Source organism: Pseudomonas antarctica (genome assembly GCF_900624995.1).
Lineage (GTDB): Bacteria > Pseudomonadota > Gammaproteobacteria > Pseudomonadales > Pseudomonadaceae > Aquipseudomonas > Aquipseudomonas antarctica.
This window is the reverse complement of sequence record NZ_UYXQ01000001.1, coordinates 311,811-328,032: the sequence shown is the minus strand read 5'-3', so window position 1 is coordinate 328,032 and position 16,222 is coordinate 311,811. Positions and strand designations below refer to the sequence as shown.

Here is a 16,222-nt window from a genome sequence, read left to right as displayed (position 1 = left end):
CTGGTGTCATCAAGTAGTCAGTGTACGCAGCAGGTTCTTGTAGTCCTCGCGAATATCCGCGTCGGATTCCTTAAGTTCGTTGATCTTGCGGCACGCGTGCAAGACCGTGGTGTGGTCGCGACCGCCAAACACATCACCGATTTCCGGCAGGCTGTGGTTGGTCAGCTCTTTGGAGAGCGCCATCGCTACCTGACGTGGACGTGCCACCGAGCGCGAACGGCGCTTGGACAGCAGGTCGGAAATCTTGATCTTGTAGTACTCAGCCACGGTGCGCTGGATGTTATCCACACTCACCAGCTTATCTTGCAGCGCCAGCAGGTCTTTCAGGGATTCACGAATCAACTCGATGGTGATATCGCGGCCCATGAAGTGCGAGTGAGCGATGACGCGCTTGAGCGCGCCTTCCAACTCACGCACGTTGGAGCGAATGCGTTGGGCAATGAAGAAAGCAGCGTCATGCGGCAAATCGACTTTCGCCTGGTCGGCCTTCTTCATGAGGATCGCGACGCGGGTTTCCAGCTCCGGTGGCTCTACCGCAACGGTCAGGCCCCAGCCAAAACGCGACTTCAAGCGTTCTTCCAGGCCTTCGATTTCCTTCGGGTAACGGTCGCTGGTCAAGATGACCTGCTGGCCGCCTTCGAGCAGGGCGTTGAAGGTGTGGAAAAACTCTTCCTGAGAACGTTCCTTGCGAGCGAAAAATTGAATGTCATCGATCAGCAAGGCATCAACGGAGCGGTAGAACCGCTTGAACTCGTTGATTGCGTTGAGCTGCAAGGCCTTGACCATGTCAGCGACGAAGCGCTCCGAGTGCAGGTACACGACCTTCGCATTCGGGTTCTTCTTTAATAGGTGGTTACCCACAGCGTGCATCAAGTGAGTTTTACCCAAACCGACGCCGCCATAAAGGAAGAGCGGGTTGTAACCGTGCTTGGGGTTGTCGGCGACCTGCCAGGCGGCCGCGCGGGCCAACTGGTTGGATTTACCTTCGACAAAGTTTTCAAAGGTGAACGTGCGGTTCAAGTAGCTGGTGTGCTTGAGCGCGCCTTCTACCTGGACGGTGCGCTGTTCGGCACGAACTGGTGCCTGTTGAGAGCTGGCGCCGGCCATCGGGTCAAAGCTGTCGCGGGACGGTTCTTCATTTATAGGCGCGTTTTTCTGCGCCGAGGATTTCGAAGGCGTCTGGGCAATTTGCGCAGGCGAGTTATTAACAGGTGCCGCTGCGGCCTGAGCCTGCGAGGCGCTCGCTGCCAACGGTGCATTCGGCGCTGCACGCGGTGCAGAGCTACGTTTGCTGCCTATTAATAAAGAAAGCACGGGCGCAAGGCCGTTGCCGTGTTCATCGAGCAATTCGAGAACGCGGCTCAGGTACTTCTCATTAACCCAATCGAGAACAAAACGATTCGGCGCGTAGACACGCAACTCGTCGCCTTCGGCTTCGACCTGTAGCGGACGGATCCAGGTGTTGAATTGCTGGGCAGGCAGCTCTTCGCGCAAAAGCTCCACGCACTGCTGCCAAAGTTCCACTGACACGGATATCCCCTAAGTTGAAAGCCGGTGAGGCAAAAACAGCCGCCATTGTAGCGGCCAGCCGTCCACTTATCCACATGTAGGTTGCGCACAGGGCACCCAAAATCAATGCGTTAACCGTAAAAAAGGCGACCAATGGTCTGTGCATAAGCTCTGTGGATAAGCGCCCCTAAGCTCGTTGTACAAGTGGGGTCGAAAGTCTGTGGGTAACTGGCCTGTGGATAACAAGCCATTCCACCCACAGCTTATCCGATAGCGCAGCACAGCCTAAGCACCGTTTCCCCGCCTAGTTGTCATCCTCTGTACATCACGCAGAATATGGGCTCAAGGCAGTTATCCACAGATAACCGCCTCCCTAGCTTTTATAAGCTTTACAGAAAAGCTTTAAATAACTTCCTTCTTTATTTTTATATCTATGGCATTGCTCATGAACGGCCTGCGAACAGAAAAGGCCGGAATGCCTGCGAAGAACTAATTAAAGGAAAAGCTGGTTGGAAATTGACCTAGAGGCTTGCTTTCTCTAGAATCGCCGGTCTCTTAAAACGGGGGCCATTCCGGCCCGTTGTGGACGAACCAGGTAACAACGCCATGAAACGTACTTTCCAACCAAGCACCATCAAACGCGCCCGTACTCACGGCTTCCGTGCTCGCATGGCTACCAAGAACGGCCGTGCTGTCCTGTCGCGTCGCCGCGCCAAAGGTCGTGCGCGTCTGGCAGTTTGATAATCCGGTACTGGTGGTGAGTCAGGACTTCAGTCGGGAAAAGCGTCTGCTAACCCCCCGGCATTTCAAGGCAGTCTTTGACTCCCCCACCGGCAAGGTTCCGGGGAAAAATCTCCTGCTCCTTGCGCGTAACAACGATCTGGATCACCCCCGTCTCGGGTTGGTGATCGGCAAGAAGAGCGTAAAGCTCTCCGTTGAGCGCAATCGCCTCAAGCGTCTGATGCGCGAATCGTTTCGCCTCCACCAGGACACTCTGGTTGGTTGGGATATTGTTATCGTCGCGCGCAAAGGCTTGGGGGACGTAGAAAACCCCGAATTGATTCAGCATTTCGGCAAGCTCTGGAAACGTTTGGCGCGTACCAACAAGCCAGCACCAGCAGTCAGCACCGAAACTGTAGGGGTAGACAGCACTAATGCGTAAGCTGGCCCTCGTTCCGATCCAGTTTTACCGTTATGCCATTAGTCCTCTGATGGCTGACCACTGTCGTTTCTACCCCAGTTGTTCCTGCTACGCGTTAGAGGCCATAGAAAATCATGGTCTTCTGCGCGGTGGCTGGCTGGCCTTTCGTCGTTTAGGCCGCTGTCATCCGTGGAATCCCGGTGGTTATGACCCGGTTCCGCCTATCCCTACCTCCCGTTCTTCTTCGATGGCCGAGTAATCATGGATATTAAACGCACGATCCTGATCGTCGCCCTGGCAATCGTGTCCTACGTCATGGTTCTTAAGTGGAACCAGGACTACGGCCAAGCTGCCCTGCCGACTCAGAATATTGCTACCAATCAGGCTGCGCCGGCTATTCCGGACACGCCGCTGGGTAACAATGCGTCCGCGAGTGCCGATGTTCCCAGCGCGAATGGCGAGACAAACGCCCCTCTAGAAACGCCAGTGGTCACCAATAAAGACCTCATCCACGTGAAAACGGATGTGCTCGACCTGGCTATCGACCCACAAGGTGGTGATATCGCGCAGCTGAAACTGCCGCTGTATCCACGTCGCCAAGACCATCCGGATGTTCCGTTCCAACTGTTCGATAACGGTGGTGAACGTACTTATCTGGCACAAAGTGGCCTGACCGGCACTGACGGTCCGGATGCTCGTGCTACCGGTCGTCCGGTTTATTCGACCGAGCAGAAGAGTTATCAACTGGCTGATGGCCAGAACCAGCTGAACGTTGACCTGAAATTCAGTCACGACGGCGTCAACTACATCAAGCGTTTCAGTTTCACCCGTGGCTTGTACGACTTGAAGGTCACTTACCTGATCGACAACGAAAGCGCCAAGCCTTGGACCGGCAACCTGTTTGCTCAGCTCAAGCGTGACAACAGCGCTGATCCTTCTTCCAGCACTGCCACCGGTACTGCGACTTACCTGGGCGCAGCCCTGTGGACAAGTAGCGAGCCTTACAAAAAAGTGTCGATGAAAGATATCGACAAGGGCGCGCTGAAAGAAACCGTGCAAGGCGGCTGGGTTGCCTGGTTGCAACACTACTTCGTGACCGCATGGATCCCGAACAAGGGTGAAGCCAACCTGGTTCAAACCCGTAAAGACAGCCAAGGCAACTACATCATTGGTTTTACTGGCCCGGCGTTGACCGTCGCGCCAGGTGCCAAGGCTGAAACCAGCGCTACTCTGTACGCCGGCCCGAAAAGCCAGGCAGTACTGAAAGAGTTGTCCCCAGGTCTGGAACTGACTGTGGATTACGGCATTCTGTGGTTCATTGCCCAGCCGATCTTCTGGCTGCTGCAACATATCCACAGCATCGTCGGTAACTGGGGCTTCTCGATCATCTTCTTGACCATGCTGATCAAAGGGATCTTCTTCCCTCTGTCGGCAGCCAGCTACAAGTCGATGGCGCGCATGCGTGCCGTAGCGCCGAAACTGGCCGCGCTGAAAGAGCAACATGGTGACGACCGGCAGAAAATGTCGCAGGCCATGATGGAGCTGTACAAGAAAGAGAAGATCAACCCGCTGGGTGGATGCTTGCCGATTCTGGTGCAGATGCCGGTGTTCCTGTCGCTTTACTGGGTTCTCCTGGAAAGCGTGGAAATGCGTCAGGCGCCGTTCATGCTGTGGATAACTGACCTGTCGATCAAAGACCCGTTCTTTATCCTGCCGATCATCATGGGCGCGACCATGTTTATCCAGCAGCGCTTGAACCCGACCCCGCCGGATCCGATGCAGGCCAAGGTAATGAAAATGATGCCAATCATCTTCACCTTCTTCTTCCTGTGGTTCCCAGCCGGTCTGGTGCTGTACTGGGTGGTCAACAACTGCCTGTCGATCTCTCAACAGTGGTACATCACACGTAAAATTGAAGCGGCTACCAAAGCTGCGGCATAATTTACTGTGTGGATAACCACTCAAGACGCCCCCTAGTGGGGCGTTTTGCTTTCCGTCACTTTTGTTCTGGAACCTGCTGATGAGCGCTCCTCGTGAAACCATCGCCGCTGTCGCTACCGCTCAAGGTCGTGGCGGTGTGGGTATCGTTCGAATTTCCGGGCCGCTGGCCAGCGTGGCAGCCCAGGCCATCAGCGGCCGCGAGTTGAAACCCCGATACGCGCATTACGGCCCCTTTCTGGATGCCGATGAAACGGTGTTGGACGAAGGCCTGGCGCTGTATTTTCCCGGCCCCAACTCGTTCACAGGTGAAGATGTGCTGGAACTGCAGGGCCACGGCGGCCCGATTGTCCTGGATATGTTGCTGCAGCGCTGCCTGCAGTTGGGTTGCCGCCTGGCGCGCCCCGGAGAATTCAGTGAGCGTGCGTTCCTGAATGACAAACTCGACCTGGCCCAGGCAGAAGCCATTGCCGACTTGATCGAAGCGAGTTCTGCACAGGCGGCGCGCAACGCATTGCGCTCGTTGCAGGGTGCCTTTTCGTTGCGTGTGCATAACCTGACCGAGCAATTGATCAGCTTGCGTATCTACGTTGAGGCCGCGATTGATTTTCCGGAGGAAGAAATCGACTTTCTCGCCGATGGCCATGTGCTGGCGATGCTGGATAAGGTCCGTGATGAGTTATCCACAGTGCTGCGCGAAGCCGGGCAGGGCGCCCTGCTGCGTGACGGTATGACGGTGGTGATTGCCGGCCGACCGAATGCCGGCAAATCCAGCCTACTGAATGCCCTGGCAGGTCGCGAAGCGGCCATCGTTACCGAGATTGCCGGCACCACCCGGGATATCTTGCGCGAACATATCCACATCGATGGCATGCCCCTGCACGTGGTCGACACTGCCGGTTTGCGCGACACCGACGACCAGGTCGAAAAGATCGGCGTAGAGCGTGCACTCAAGGCTATCGGCGAAGCGGATCGAGTACTGCTGGTGGTGGACGCCACGGCACCAGAGGCTGTGGATCCTTTTGCGCTGTGGCCAGAATTCCTCGAACAGCGGCCGGCCCCGGCGAAGGTCACCTTGATTCGCAACAAGGCTGACCTGACCGGCGAGGCCATTGCCATGGAAACCAGCCAGGACGGCCATGTCACCATCAGCCTGAGCGCAAAGTCGGCCGGCGATGGCTTGGAATTGTTGCGCGACCATCTCAAGGCCTGCATGGGCTATGAGCAAACCTCGGAAAGCAGCTTCAGCGCACGCCGCAGGCACCTGGAGGCGCTGCGCCATGCCAGCGCGGCATTGGAGCACGGTCGGGCACAGCTGACCTTGGCGGGTGCAGGGGAGCTGCTGGCTGAGGATTTACGTCAAGCGCAGCAGCTGTTGGGTGAGATCACTGGCGCATTCAGCTCAGATGATTTGCTGGGGCGGATCTTTTCCAGCTTCTGCATCGGTAAATAACCCTTCGTTTTGTCCACAGACAGGCCATTCGCGCCTGTCTGTTTCGCCCGCTTCAGGGCACTCCATTGCATCTTTTGATTCACCACCCAGGTTGTGGCGGTTTTTGCGTGGGCGTTATTTGGCCGCGCGAGCACTTTTCGGTGGATTAAGACCTGTGAATAACCGCCCCTGTGCCCAGTTGATAACAGGGCTTGAAACCTGAGTAAAAACCCCCTTGTGGATAACCACCTGTTTAATCCACAGGCTTAAAGCACTTATCCAAGGGCCTCATTGGCACATGACCACAGACTTTTGATTCTCTGTACACAACGTAAATAGGGGGCTGTAGAGATCTATCCACAGAAAGTAGGCTCAGTAGAAATAAACATAAAAACAAAGAGCTTATAAAGTTCTCTCTTTTAATTTCTATTGTCTGTGATTCATCCACAGCTGGTTAAATTTTGTGCAAAGGGTTCTTTAGGAAGGGCTAAGTCCCTATACTTGCGGCCATTGCTCTAAAACCAGCTCAACCAATCAATTCCTAATTACCTACATAAGCAGGCACGAGGTGCGTGGTGGATTTCCCTTCCCGTTTTGAAGTGATCGTCATCGGCGGCGGTCATGCCGGTACCGAGGCAGCACTGGCCTCAGCACGCATGGGCGTCAAAACCCTGTTGCTGACGCACAACGTGGAAACCCTCGGTGCCATGAGTTGCAACCCCGCCATTGGTGGGATCGGCAAAAGCCATCTGGTCAAGGAAATCGACGCCCTGGGCGGCGTCATGGCCATGGCGACCGACAAAGGTGGTATTCAATTTCGCGTGCTCAACAGCCGAAAAGGCCCGGCCGTACGGGCTACGCGGGCACAAGCTGACCGCATCCTGTACAAGGCCGCGGTACGTGAAACCCTGGAAAACCAGCCGAACCTGTGGATATTTCAGCAAGCAGCGGATGACCTGATCGTCGAACAGGATCAGGTACGCGGTGTAGTCACCCAAATGGGCCTGCGTTTTCTCGCAGAATCCGTGGTGTTGACCACCGGTACGTTCCTCGGCGGACTTATCCACATCGGTATGCAGAATTATTCCGGTGGTCGCGCCGGTGATCCGCCGTCGATTGCCCTGGCAAAACGCCTGCGTGAATTGCCGCTGCGCGTCGGTCGCCTGAAAACCGGGACCCCGCCGCGTATCGACGGGCGCTCCGTGGATTTCTCGGTGATGACCGAACAGGCCGGCGATACGCCAATCCCGGTGATGTCGTTCATGGGTTCCAAAGAGCAGCACCCCAAACAGGTCAGTTGCTGGATTACCCACACCAACGCCCGAACCCACGAAATTATTGCCGCGAACCTCGACCGTTCGCCGATGTATTCCGGGGTGATCGAAGGCATCGGCCCGCGTTATTGCCCATCGATCGAAGACAAGATTCACCGCTTTGCTGACAAGGAAAGCCACCAGGTCTTCATCGAACCCGAAGGCTTGACCACTCACGAGCTGTACCCGAACGGCATTTCCACGTCCCTGCCGTTCGACGTGCAAATCCAGATCGTGCAGTCGATTCGCGGTATGGAAAACGCGCACATCGTTCGCCCTGGCTACGCCATCGAGTACGACTACTTCGACCCGCGTGACCTGAAGTACAGCCTGGAAACCAAAGTGATCGGCGGCCTGTTCTTCGCCGGGCAAATCAACGGCACCACCGGTTACGAAGAAGCCGGCGCCCAAGGTTTGCTGGCCGGGACCAACGCCGCACTGCGTGCACAGGGCAAAGACAGCTGGTGCCCACGTCGCGACGAGGCGTACATCGGCGTATTGGTTGACGACCTGATTACCCTGGGCACCCAGGAACCGTACCGGATGTTCACCTCCCGGGCGGAATATCGCCTGATCCTGCGTGAAGACAACGCCGACCTGCGCCTGACCGAAAAAGGTCGCGAGCTGGGCTTGGTCGATGACGCACGCTGGGCCGCTTTCTGCAAAAAACGCGAAAGCATCACGCTGGAAGAGCAGCGCCTGAAAAGTACCTGGGTTCGCCCGGGCACCGAGCAGGGCGACGCGATTGCCGAAAAATTCGGCACGCCGCTGACCCACGAATACAACTTGCTGAACCTGCTGTCCCGTCCGGAAATCGACTACGCTGGTCTGGTCGAAGTGACAGGCCACGGTGCACAAGACCCTCAGGTCGCCGAGCAGGTTGAAATCAAGACCAAATACGCCGGTTACATTGACCGTCAACAGGACGAGATCGCTCGCCTGCGCGCCAGTGAAGACACCAAGCTGCCTGTGGATATCGATTACACCGGGATTTCCGGGCTGTCGAAAGAAATCCAAAGCAAGCTGGGGATAACTCGCCCGGAGACACTTGGCCAGGCTTCACGTATCCCTGGCGTCACCCCGGCCGCCATTTCGCTGTTGATGATTCACTTGAAAAAACGCGGCGCGGGCCGTCAGTTGGAGCAAAGCGCTTGAGTTCGTTGGTCACCTCGCAACACGCCGAAGAGTTATCCACAGGTGCACGCCAGTTGGGCGTGCACCTGACCGATGCCCAGCACGATTTGCTGCTGGGCTACCTGGCCCTGTTGATCAAATGGAACAAGGCTTACAACCTGACAGCGGTGCGCGACCCGGACGAAATGGTCTCGCGCCACTTGCTCGACAGCCTGAGCGTGATGCCGTTTATCGAGAACGGTCGCTGGCTTGACGTGGGCAGTGGCGGCGGTATGCCTGGCATCCCGCTGGCCATCCTGTTTCCAGAGTCGCAAGTCACGTGCCTGGACAGCAACGGCAAGAAAACCCGCTTCCTGACCCAGGTCAAACTCGAACTCAAGCTGGATAACCTCCACGTTATCCACAGTCGCGTCGAAGCCTTCACGCCTGAACAGCCTTTCAACGGAATCGTTTCCCGGGCGTTCAGCAGCATGGAGAACTTCAGCAACTGGACTCGCCACTTAGGCGACCGCAACACCCGTTGGCTGGCAATGAAGGGCGTTCATCCAAGTGACGAGCTGTTAGCATTGCCGGCAGACTTCCACCTCGATAGCGAACACGCCTTGGCCGTACCCGGTTGCCAAGGCCAACGCCATCTGCTGATACTGCGCCGCACGGCATGATTGGGAACACAAGCAAGAATGGCTAAGGTATTCGCGATAGCGAACCAGAAAGGTGGCGTGGGCAAAACCACCACCTGCATCAACCTCGCAGCATCCCTGGTCGCGACCAAGCGCCGGGTGCTGTTGATCGATCTCGATCCACAGGGCAACGCCACCATGGGTAGCGGTGTGGATAAACACGGCCTGGAAAACTCGGTCTACGACTTGCTGATTGGCGAGTGCGACCTGGCCGAGGCCATGCACTACTCCGAGCACGGCGGTTATCAACTGCTGCCGGCCAACCGCGATTTGACCGCGGCGGAAGTGGTGCTGCTGGAAATGCAGATGAAAGAAAGCCGTCTGCGCAGCGCCCTGGCGCCGATCCGCGAGAACTACGATTACATTTTGATCGACTGCCCACCGTCGCTGTCGATGCTCACGTTGAACGCCTTGGTCGCGGCAGATGGGGTGATTATCCCCATGCAGTGCGAGTACTTCGCGCTTGAAGGCTTGAGCGACCTTGTGGATAACATCAAGCGTATCGCCGAGTTGCTCAACCCGAACCTGCAAATCGAAGGCCTGCTGCGGACCATGTACGATCCGCGCCTGAGCCTGATGAACGATGTGTCGGCGCAGCTCAAGGAACACTTTGGCGATCAGCTTTACGACACCGTGATTCCACGCAACATCCGCCTGGCCGAAGCGCCAAGCTATGGCATGCCCGCGCTGGCGTACGACAAATCATCGCGGGGCGCCATTGCCTATCTGGCACTGGCCGGCGAGATGGTTCGCCGTCAACGCCGTAACTCACGCACCGCTGCAGCCCAGCCAACTTAAGGAATCCCCATGGCCGTCAAGAAACGAGGTCTCGGACGTGGACTGGATGCACTGCTGAGTGGTCCGACTGTCACTTCGCTTGAAGAACAAGCGGTTCAGGCCGATGAGCGCGAGCTGCAGCACCTGCCGCTGGACCTGATCCAGCGTGGCAAATACCAGCCACGCCGAGATATGGACCCTCAGGCGCTGGAAGAACTGGCCAATTCGATCAAGGCCCAAGGCGTGATGCAGCCGATCGTCGTCCGCCCGATTGGCGGCGGTCGCTTTGAAATCATCGCTGGTGAACGCCGCTGGCGCGCCAGCCAGCAGGCCGGCAAGGACACCATCCCGGCGATGGTGCGCGATGTGCCGGACGAAACCGCTATCGCCATGGCGCTGATTGAGAATATTCAACGCGAAGACCTCAATCCGATCGAGGAGGCGATCGCCCTGCAGCGTTTGCAGCAGGAATTCAAACTGACGCAGCAGGAAGTCGCGGATGCGGTAGGCAAGTCCCGTGTGACCGTGTCCAACTTGTTGCGCCTGATCGCGCTGCCGGAAGTCATCAAGACCATGCTGTCCCATGGCGACCTGGAAATGGGTCATGCCCGTGCTTTGCTCGGTTTACCGGAAAATCTACAGGTTGAAGGGGCGCGACACGTTGTCGCACGCGGTCTCACCGTTCGTCAGACTGAGGCTTTAGTTCGCCAGTGGCTCAGCGGTAAACCTGCACCGGTCGAAACCGTCAAACCTGATCCGGATATCGCGCGCCTCGAGCAGCGCCTGGCCGAACGCCTGGGGTCTGCGGTGCAAATTCGCCACGGCAAGAAAGGCAAAGGGCAATTAGTCATCGGATATAACTCACTCGATGAGCTTCAGGGCGTCCTTGCCCATATCCGCTGAAACATTTGCTTATGTAGCGCGTGATCGGAAAACACTACCGGACAGTTGAATAGGGGCAGAACCGCCCCTATACTCTGCGCGCATTTTGTCGGCACAAATTATGCCAAGTTATTGATTTCCGGCAGCCGACTATTGAGGAGCAAGAGTGATGGAAACCCGCACGCCAAACACGTTGCCGTTCCATCGCTTGGCCGTTTTCCCGGTTTTATTGGCTCAATTTGTCATGTTGCTGATCGCCGCTTTGGCGCTTTGGTATTGGCATGGAGTCGTAGCCGGGTATTCAGGACTCTGCGGAGGCCTGATAGCCTTGCTGCCCAATATGTATTTTGCTCACAGGGCCTTTCGGTTTTCCGGCGCCCGAGCAGCCCAGGCTATCGTCCGGTCTTTTTATGCTGGCGAGGCAGGGAAACTGATTTTGACGGCAGTGCTGTTTGCACTGACCTTTGCAGGTGTGAAGCCATTGGCGCCGCTGGCTGTATTCGGCGTCTTCGTGTTGACCCAACTGGTCAGCTGGTTCGCTCCCCTGCTAATGAAAACAAGACTTTCGAAACCTTAGGGCGTTTGAGGCAACCATGGCAGAAACAACCGCTTCGGGCTATATCCAGCACCACTTGCAGAACCTGACCTTCGGTCAGCTTCCCAACGGCGGCTGGGGCTTCGCCCACTCCGCAGCAGAAGCCAAAGAAATGGGTTTCTGGGCTTTCCACCTGGACACTCTGGGTTGGTCGGTCGCATTGGGTCTGATCTTCGTCCTGATTTTCCGCATGGCGGCAAAGAAGGCGACTTCCGGTCAGCCAGGTGCTTTGCAGAACTTCGTTGAAGTATTGGTCGAATTCGTCGATGGCAGCGTGAAAGACAGCTTCCACGGCCGAAGCCCGGTGATTGCACCGCTGGCACTGACCATCTTCGTCTGGGTGTTCCTGATGAACGCCGTCGACTTGATTCCGGTGGACTGGATTCCTCAGTTGGCCATGGCGATCTCCGGCGACCCGCACATTCCCTTCCGTGCAGTATCGACCACTGACCCGAACGCTACCCTGGGCATGGCCCTGTCGGTGTTCGCGTTGATCATTTTCTACAGCATCAAGATCAAGGGCATCGGCGGTTTTATCGGCGAACTGACCCTGCACCCGTTCGGCAGCAAGAACATCTTTGTTCAAGCCCTGCTGATCCCGGTGAACTTCCTGCTGGAATTCGTGACCCTGATCGCCAAGCCAATTTCCCTGGCCCTGCGACTGTTTGGCAACATGTATGCCGGCGAGCTGGTGTTCATTTTGATCGCTGTGATGTTTGGCAGCGGCCTGCTCTGGCTTAGCGGCCTTGGCATTGTTCTGCAGTGGGCGTGGGCTGTGTTCCACATCCTGATCATCACCCTGCAGGCCTTCATCTTCATGATGCTGACCATCGTCTACCTGTCGATGGCGCACGAAGAGAACCATTAAGACCAGTCTCGACTAGTCTGATGTCCTTCCCGGTAACACGGGAAGGTGGCCCAACAGGGCTATGAAACGATTTGTTTTACCGCTTTAAAATCTAAAAAACCTAAACCATACGACGTAAAAGTCGGGAGGAAAGATGGAAACTGTAGTTGGTCTAACCGCTATCGCTGTTGCACTGTTGATCGGCCTGGGCGCCCTGGGTACTGCCATTGGTTTCGGCCTGCTCGGCGGCAAGTTCCTGGAAGGCGCAGCGCGTCAGCCAGAAATGGTGCCAATGCTGCAAGTTAAAATGTTCATCGTTGCCGGCCTGCTCGACGCCGTGACCATGATCGGTGTTGGTATCGCTCTGTTCTTCACCTTCGCGAACCCCTTCGTTGGTCAACTCGCCGGTTAATCACTCGTTTTTTCGAGTGATTGGTGTGTTGTGCAACGAACGAGCGAGGTATTGGCGTGAACATTAATGCAACCATTATTGGTCAGTCCTTAGCGTTCTTGATTTTTGTCGTTTTCTGCATGAAGTTCGTATGGCCTCCGGTCATCGCAGCTTTGCATGAACGTCAAAAGAAGATCGCGGATGGACTGGACGCTGCCACTCGTGCAGCTCGCGACCTGGAGTTGGCCCAAGAGAAAGCGGGCCATCAACTGCGCGATGCTAAGGCACAGGCAGCTGAAATCATTGAGCAAGCCAAGAAACGCGGTAATCAGATCGTTGAAGAGGCTGTTGAAAAAGCCCGTATCGACGCTGACCGTGTGAAGGTTCAGGCTCAGGCCGAGATCGAGCAGGAACTGAATGGTGTCAAAGATGCGCTGCGTGCCCAACTGGGTGCTCTGGCCGTCGGCGGTGCTGAGAAGATCCTGGGTGCCACAATCGATCAAAACGCGCACGCGGAGCTGGTAAACAAACTGGCTGCTGAAATTTAAGCGAGGGCGATCATGGCAGAATTGACCACGTTGGCCCGACCTTACGCTAAGGCAGCCTTCGAGCACGCCCAGGCCCACCAGCAGCTGGCCTCTTGGTCAGCCATGCTCGGCCTGGCTGCAGCAGTGTCGCAAGACGACACCATGCAGCGCGTGCTCAAGGCCCCGCGACTGACGAGCGCAGACAAGGCCGCCACGTTTATTGACGTGTGCGGCGACAAGTTTGATGTGAAAGTGCAGAACTTCATCCACGTCGTTGCCGAAAACGACCGTCTCCCGCTTTTGCCGGAGATCGCCGCTCTGTTCGACCTGTACAAGGCCGAGCAAGAGAAGTCGGTAGACGTTGAAGTGACCAGTGCTTTTGCATTGAACCAAGAACAGCAAGACAAACTCGCCAAGGTTCTCAGTGCACGACTCGACCGGGAAGTGCGCCTGCAAGTTGCGGAGGATGCCACCCTGATTGGTGGTGTCATCATTCGCGCCGGCGACCTGGTTATCGATGGCTCGATTCGCGGCAAACTCGCGAATCTTGCCGAAGCATTGAAATTTTGAGTTTGAAGGGGCAGCAGAGCAATGCAGCAACTCAATCCTTCCGAAATAAGTGAAATTATCAAGGGCCGCATCGACAAGCTCGATGTGACCTCCCAAGCCCGTAACGAAGGCACTGTCGTCAGCGTATCTGACGGCATCGTGCGGATTCACGGTCTGGCCGACGTAATGTACGGCGAGATGATCGAGTTTCCGGGCGGCGTCTACGGTATGGCTCTCAACCTGGAGCAAGACTCCGTAGGTGCCGTTGTATTGGGCGCGTACACCAGTCTGGCTGAAGGCATGAGCGCCAAGTGCACAGGCCGCATCCTGGAAGTTCCGGTTGGTAAGGAACTGCTGGGTCGCGTAGTCGACGCACTGGGTAACCCTGTTGACGGTAAAGGTCCACTGGGCAACACCGAGACCGATGCGGTCGAGAAAGTTGCTCCAGGCGTGATCTGGCGTAAGTCGGTAGACCAGCCTGTACAGACTGGCTACAAGGCTGTCGATGCCATGATCCCAGTCGGCCGTGGCCAGCGTGAGCTGATCATCGGTGACCGTCAGATCGGTAAAACCGCTCTGGCCATTGACGCGATCATCAACCAGAAAGACAGCGGCATTTTCTGCGTCTACGTAGCGATTGGTCAGAAGCAATCGACCATCGCCAACGTGGTTCGCAAGCTGGAAGAAAACGGCGCCCTGGCCAACACGATCATCGTGGCTGCCAGTGCTTCGGAATCTCCTGCGCTGCAATTCCTGGCACCGTACTCCGGTTGCACCATGGGTGAATTCTTCCGCGACCGCGGTGAAGACGCGCTGATCGTTTATGACGATCTGTCCAAGCAAGCAGTGGCTTACCGCCAGATTTCCCTGCTGCTGCGCCGTCCACCAGGCCGTGAAGCTTACCCAGGCGACGTGTTCTATCTCCACTCCCGTCTGCTGGAGCGCGCATCCCGCGTGTCCGAAGAGTACGTAGAGAAGTTCACCAACGGCGCAGTGACCGGCAAAACCGGTTCCCTGACCGCACTGCCGATCATCGAAACCCAGGCTGGCGACGTTTCCGCGTTCGTTCCGACCAACGTGATTTCCATCACCGACGGTCAGATCTTCCTGGAATCGGCCATGTTCAACTCCGGGATCCGTCCTGCAGTGAACGCCGGTGTTTCGGTATCCCGTGTGGGTGGTGCCGCTCAGACCAAGATCATCAAGAAGCTCTCCGGTGGTATCCGTACCGCTCTGGCTCAGTACCGTGAACTGGCGGCATTCGCCCAGTTCGCATCTGACCTGGACGAAGCGACCCGTAAGCAACTTGAGCATGGTCAGCGCGTTACCGAGCTGATGAAGCAGAAGCAATACGCCCCAATGTCGATCGCTGACATGGCGTTGTCGCTGTATGCCGCTGAGCGTGGGTTCCTGACCGACGTTGAAATCACCAAGGTCGGCAGCTTTGAACAAGCGCTGATTGCTTACTTCAACCGCGATCACGCCGAATTGATGGCGAAGATCAACGTGAAGGGTGACTTCAATGACGATATCGATGCTGGCATGAAAGCCGGTATCGAGAAGTTCAAGGCCACCCAAACCTGGTAAGCCGCAGCGGGAGCCGCAAGGCTCCCGCTTGCTAACCTGATAGGTGTTACATGGCAGGCGCAAAAGAGATTCGCAGTAAGATTGCGAGCATCAAAAGCACGCAAAAGATTACCAGCGCCATGGAAAAAGTGGCGGTCAGCAAAATGCGCAAGGCACAAATGCGCATGGCTGCTAGCCGTCCTTATGCGGATCGTATCCGCCAGGTAATTGGGCATTTGGCCAACGCCAACCCGGAATACCGCCACCCGTTCATGATCGACCGCGACGTTAAGCGTGTGGGTTATGTGGTAGTGAGCAGTGACCGTGGTTTGTGCGGTGGTCTGAATACCAACCTGTTCAAGGCCCTGGTCAAGGACATGGCGGTAAACCGCGAAAACGGCGTCGAGATCGATCTGTGTGTTGTTGGTAGCAAGGGTGCGGCCTTTTTCCGTAACTTCGGCGGTAACGTCGTTGCAGCTATCAGCCACTTGGGTGAAGAGCCGTCGATCAATGATTTGATCGGCAGTGTGAAGGTGATGCTGGATGCGTACCTGGAAGGCCGGATTGACCGCCTGTCCGTGGTATCCAACAAGTTCATCAACACCATGACCCAGCAGCCAACCGTGGAGCAATTGATTCCACTGGTGGCGACGCCGGATCAGGAACTCAAGCACCACTGGGACTACCTCTACGAACCAGACGCCAAAGAGCTGCTTGACGGCTTGATGGTGCGCTACGTGGAGTCGCAGGTGTACCAGGCGGTGGTCGAGAACAACGCAGCTGAACAAGCGGCGCGGATGATCGCGATGAAAAACGCTACCGATAACGCCGGTGATCTGATCAGCGATTTGCAGCTGATCTACAACAAGGCGCGTCAGGCTGCGATCACCCAAGAGATCTCGGAAATCGTCGGCGGCGCTGCCGCGGTTTAACGGTTCAAA

At 56.5% G+C, this 16,222-nt stretch carries 17 protein-coding genes; 16 read left to right on the top strand and 1 reads right to left on the bottom strand.

Features of this window, described 5'->3' with window-relative positions:
• Positions 1-9 precede the first annotated feature (9 nt).
• A complete protein-coding gene (dnaA, locus tag E0F99_RS01515) occupies positions 10-1,530 on the bottom strand; it encodes a chromosomal replication initiator protein DnaA (protein ID WP_083355988.1) in 1,521 nt (506 codons plus the stop codon).
• Positions 1,531-2,115: 585 nt separating this feature from the next.
• Here dnaA and rpmH point away from each other — a divergent pair.
• The 16 genes from rpmH to atpG all read left to right on the top strand — a co-directional run bounded on the left by rpmH (position 2,116) and on the right by atpG (position 16,213).
• A complete protein-coding gene (gene rpmH / locus E0F99_RS01510) occupies positions 2,116-2,250 on the top strand; it encodes a 50S ribosomal protein L34 (RefSeq protein ID WP_003213577.1) in 135 nt (44 codons plus the stop codon).
• A gap of 16 nt (positions 2,251-2,266) precedes the next feature.
• Positions 2,267-2,671, top strand: a complete 405-nt coding sequence (gene rnpA / locus E0F99_RS01505; RefSeq protein ID WP_026013533.1) for a ribonuclease P protein component — start codon at positions 2,267-2,269, stop codon at positions 2,669-2,671.
• Positions 2,664-2,909 carry a membrane protein insertion efficiency factor YidD gene (gene yidD, locus E0F99_RS01500; protein ID WP_083355989.1) on the top strand — a complete coding sequence of 82 codons (246 nt, stop codon included), beginning with the start codon at positions 2,664-2,666 and terminating at the stop codon, positions 2,907-2,909. The genes rnpA and yidD overlap by 8 nt, the downstream gene beginning before the upstream one ends.
• A gap of 2 nt (positions 2,910-2,911) precedes the next feature.
• A complete protein-coding gene (yidC, locus tag E0F99_RS01495; RefSeq protein ID WP_083355990.1) occupies positions 2,912-4,591 on the top strand; it encodes a membrane protein insertase YidC in 1,680 nt (559 codons plus the stop codon).
• A 79-nt stretch (positions 4,592-4,670) separates the two neighbouring features.
• Complete coding sequence (gene mnmE / locus E0F99_RS01490; RefSeq protein ID WP_083355991.1) at positions 4,671-6,041, top strand: tRNA uridine-5-carboxymethylaminomethyl(34) synthesis GTPase MnmE; 1,371 nt, start codon at positions 4,671-4,673, stop codon at positions 6,039-6,041.
• A 554-nt stretch (positions 6,042-6,595) separates the two neighbouring features.
• Positions 6,596-8,488, top strand: coding sequence for a tRNA uridine-5-carboxymethylaminomethyl(34) synthesis enzyme MnmG (gene mnmG, locus E0F99_RS01480; protein ID WP_083355993.1), 1,893 nt, complete (start codon positions 6,596-6,598; stop codon positions 8,486-8,488).
• Positions 8,485-9,129 (top strand): 16S rRNA (guanine(527)-N(7))-methyltransferase RsmG, encoded by a 645-nt coding sequence (gene rsmG / locus E0F99_RS01475; protein ID WP_083355994.1) that lies wholly within the window; start codon positions 8,485-8,487, stop codon positions 9,127-9,129. The genes mnmG and rsmG overlap by 4 nt, the downstream gene beginning before the upstream one ends.
• 18 nt (positions 9,130-9,147) lie before the next feature.
• Complete coding sequence (locus E0F99_RS01470) at positions 9,148-9,945, top strand: ParA family protein (RefSeq protein WP_083355995.1); 798 nt, start codon at positions 9,148-9,150, stop codon at positions 9,943-9,945.
• A gap of 9 nt (positions 9,946-9,954) precedes the next feature.
• Positions 9,955-10,827, top strand: a complete 873-nt coding sequence (locus tag E0F99_RS01465; protein WP_083355996.1) for a ParB/RepB/Spo0J family partition protein — start codon at positions 9,955-9,957, stop codon at positions 10,825-10,827.
• 148 nt (positions 10,828-10,975) lie between these two features.
• Positions 10,976-11,383 carry a F0F1 ATP synthase subunit I gene (locus tag E0F99_RS01460; RefSeq protein WP_083355997.1) on the top strand — a complete coding sequence of 136 codons (408 nt, stop codon included), beginning with the start codon at positions 10,976-10,978 and terminating at the stop codon, positions 11,381-11,383.
• Between the two features lie 16 nt (positions 11,384-11,399).
• Positions 11,400-12,269 carry a F0F1 ATP synthase subunit A gene (gene atpB / locus E0F99_RS01455; protein ID WP_017736231.1) on the top strand — a complete coding sequence of 290 codons (870 nt, stop codon included), beginning with the start codon at positions 11,400-11,402 and terminating at the stop codon, positions 12,267-12,269.
• 133 nt (positions 12,270-12,402) lie between these two features.
• Positions 12,403-12,660: a F0F1 ATP synthase subunit C gene (gene atpE / locus E0F99_RS01450; RefSeq protein ID WP_002555987.1), complete on the top strand. Its 258-nt coding sequence runs from the start codon at positions 12,403-12,405 to the stop codon at positions 12,658-12,660.
• Positions 12,661-12,716: 56 nt separating this feature from the next.
• Positions 12,717-13,187 carry a F0F1 ATP synthase subunit B gene (locus E0F99_RS01445; protein WP_083355998.1) on the top strand — a complete coding sequence of 157 codons (471 nt, stop codon included), beginning with the start codon at positions 12,717-12,719 and terminating at the stop codon, positions 13,185-13,187.
• A gap of 12 nt (positions 13,188-13,199) precedes the next feature.
• Positions 13,200-13,736 (top strand): F0F1 ATP synthase subunit delta, encoded by a 537-nt coding sequence (locus tag E0F99_RS01440; protein WP_130908684.1) that lies wholly within the window; start codon positions 13,200-13,202, stop codon positions 13,734-13,736.
• A 21-nt stretch (positions 13,737-13,757) separates the two neighbouring features.
• Positions 13,758-15,302 (top strand): F0F1 ATP synthase subunit alpha, encoded by a 1,545-nt coding sequence (atpA, locus tag E0F99_RS01435; RefSeq protein WP_083355999.1) that lies wholly within the window; start codon positions 13,758-13,760, stop codon positions 15,300-15,302.
• A gap of 50 nt (positions 15,303-15,352) precedes the next feature.
• Positions 15,353-16,213 carry a F0F1 ATP synthase subunit gamma gene (gene atpG, locus E0F99_RS01430; protein ID WP_083356000.1) on the top strand — a complete coding sequence of 287 codons (861 nt, stop codon included), beginning with the start codon at positions 15,353-15,355 and terminating at the stop codon, positions 16,211-16,213.
• The last annotated feature ends 9 nt before the right edge of the window (positions 16,214-16,222 follow it).

Coding starts and splice junctions, on each gene's coding strand:
- rpmH (WP_003213577.1), top strand. CDS start 2,116: ATGAAACGTACTTTCCAACCAAGCACCATCAAACGCGCCCGTACTCAC.
- yidD (WP_083355989.1), top strand. CDS start 2,664: ATGCGTAAGCTGGCCCTCGTTCCGATCCAGTTTTACCGTTATGCCATT.
- yidC (WP_083355990.1), top strand. CDS start 2,912: ATGGATATTAAACGCACGATCCTGATCGTCGCCCTGGCAATCGTGTCC.
- mnmE (WP_083355991.1), top strand. CDS start 4,671: ATGAGCGCTCCTCGTGAAACCATCGCCGCTGTCGCTACCGCTCAAGGT.
- E0F99_RS01470 (WP_083355995.1), top strand. CDS start 9,148: ATGGCTAAGGTATTCGCGATAGCGAACCAGAAAGGTGGCGTGGGCAAA.
- E0F99_RS01465 (WP_083355996.1), top strand. CDS start 9,955: ATGGCCGTCAAGAAACGAGGTCTCGGACGTGGACTGGATGCACTGCTG.
- E0F99_RS01460 (WP_083355997.1), top strand. CDS start 10,976: ATGGAAACCCGCACGCCAAACACGTTGCCGTTCCATCGCTTGGCCGTT.
- atpB (WP_017736231.1), top strand. CDS start 11,400: ATGGCAGAAACAACCGCTTCGGGCTATATCCAGCACCACTTGCAGAAC.
- atpE (WP_002555987.1), top strand. CDS start 12,403: ATGGAAACTGTAGTTGGTCTAACCGCTATCGCTGTTGCACTGTTGATC.
- E0F99_RS01440 (WP_130908684.1), top strand. CDS start 13,200: ATGGCAGAATTGACCACGTTGGCCCGACCTTACGCTAAGGCAGCCTTC.
- atpA (WP_083355999.1), top strand. CDS start 13,758: ATGCAGCAACTCAATCCTTCCGAAATAAGTGAAATTATCAAGGGCCGC.
- atpG (WP_083356000.1), top strand. CDS start 15,353: ATGGCAGGCGCAAAAGAGATTCGCAGTAAGATTGCGAGCATCAAAAGC.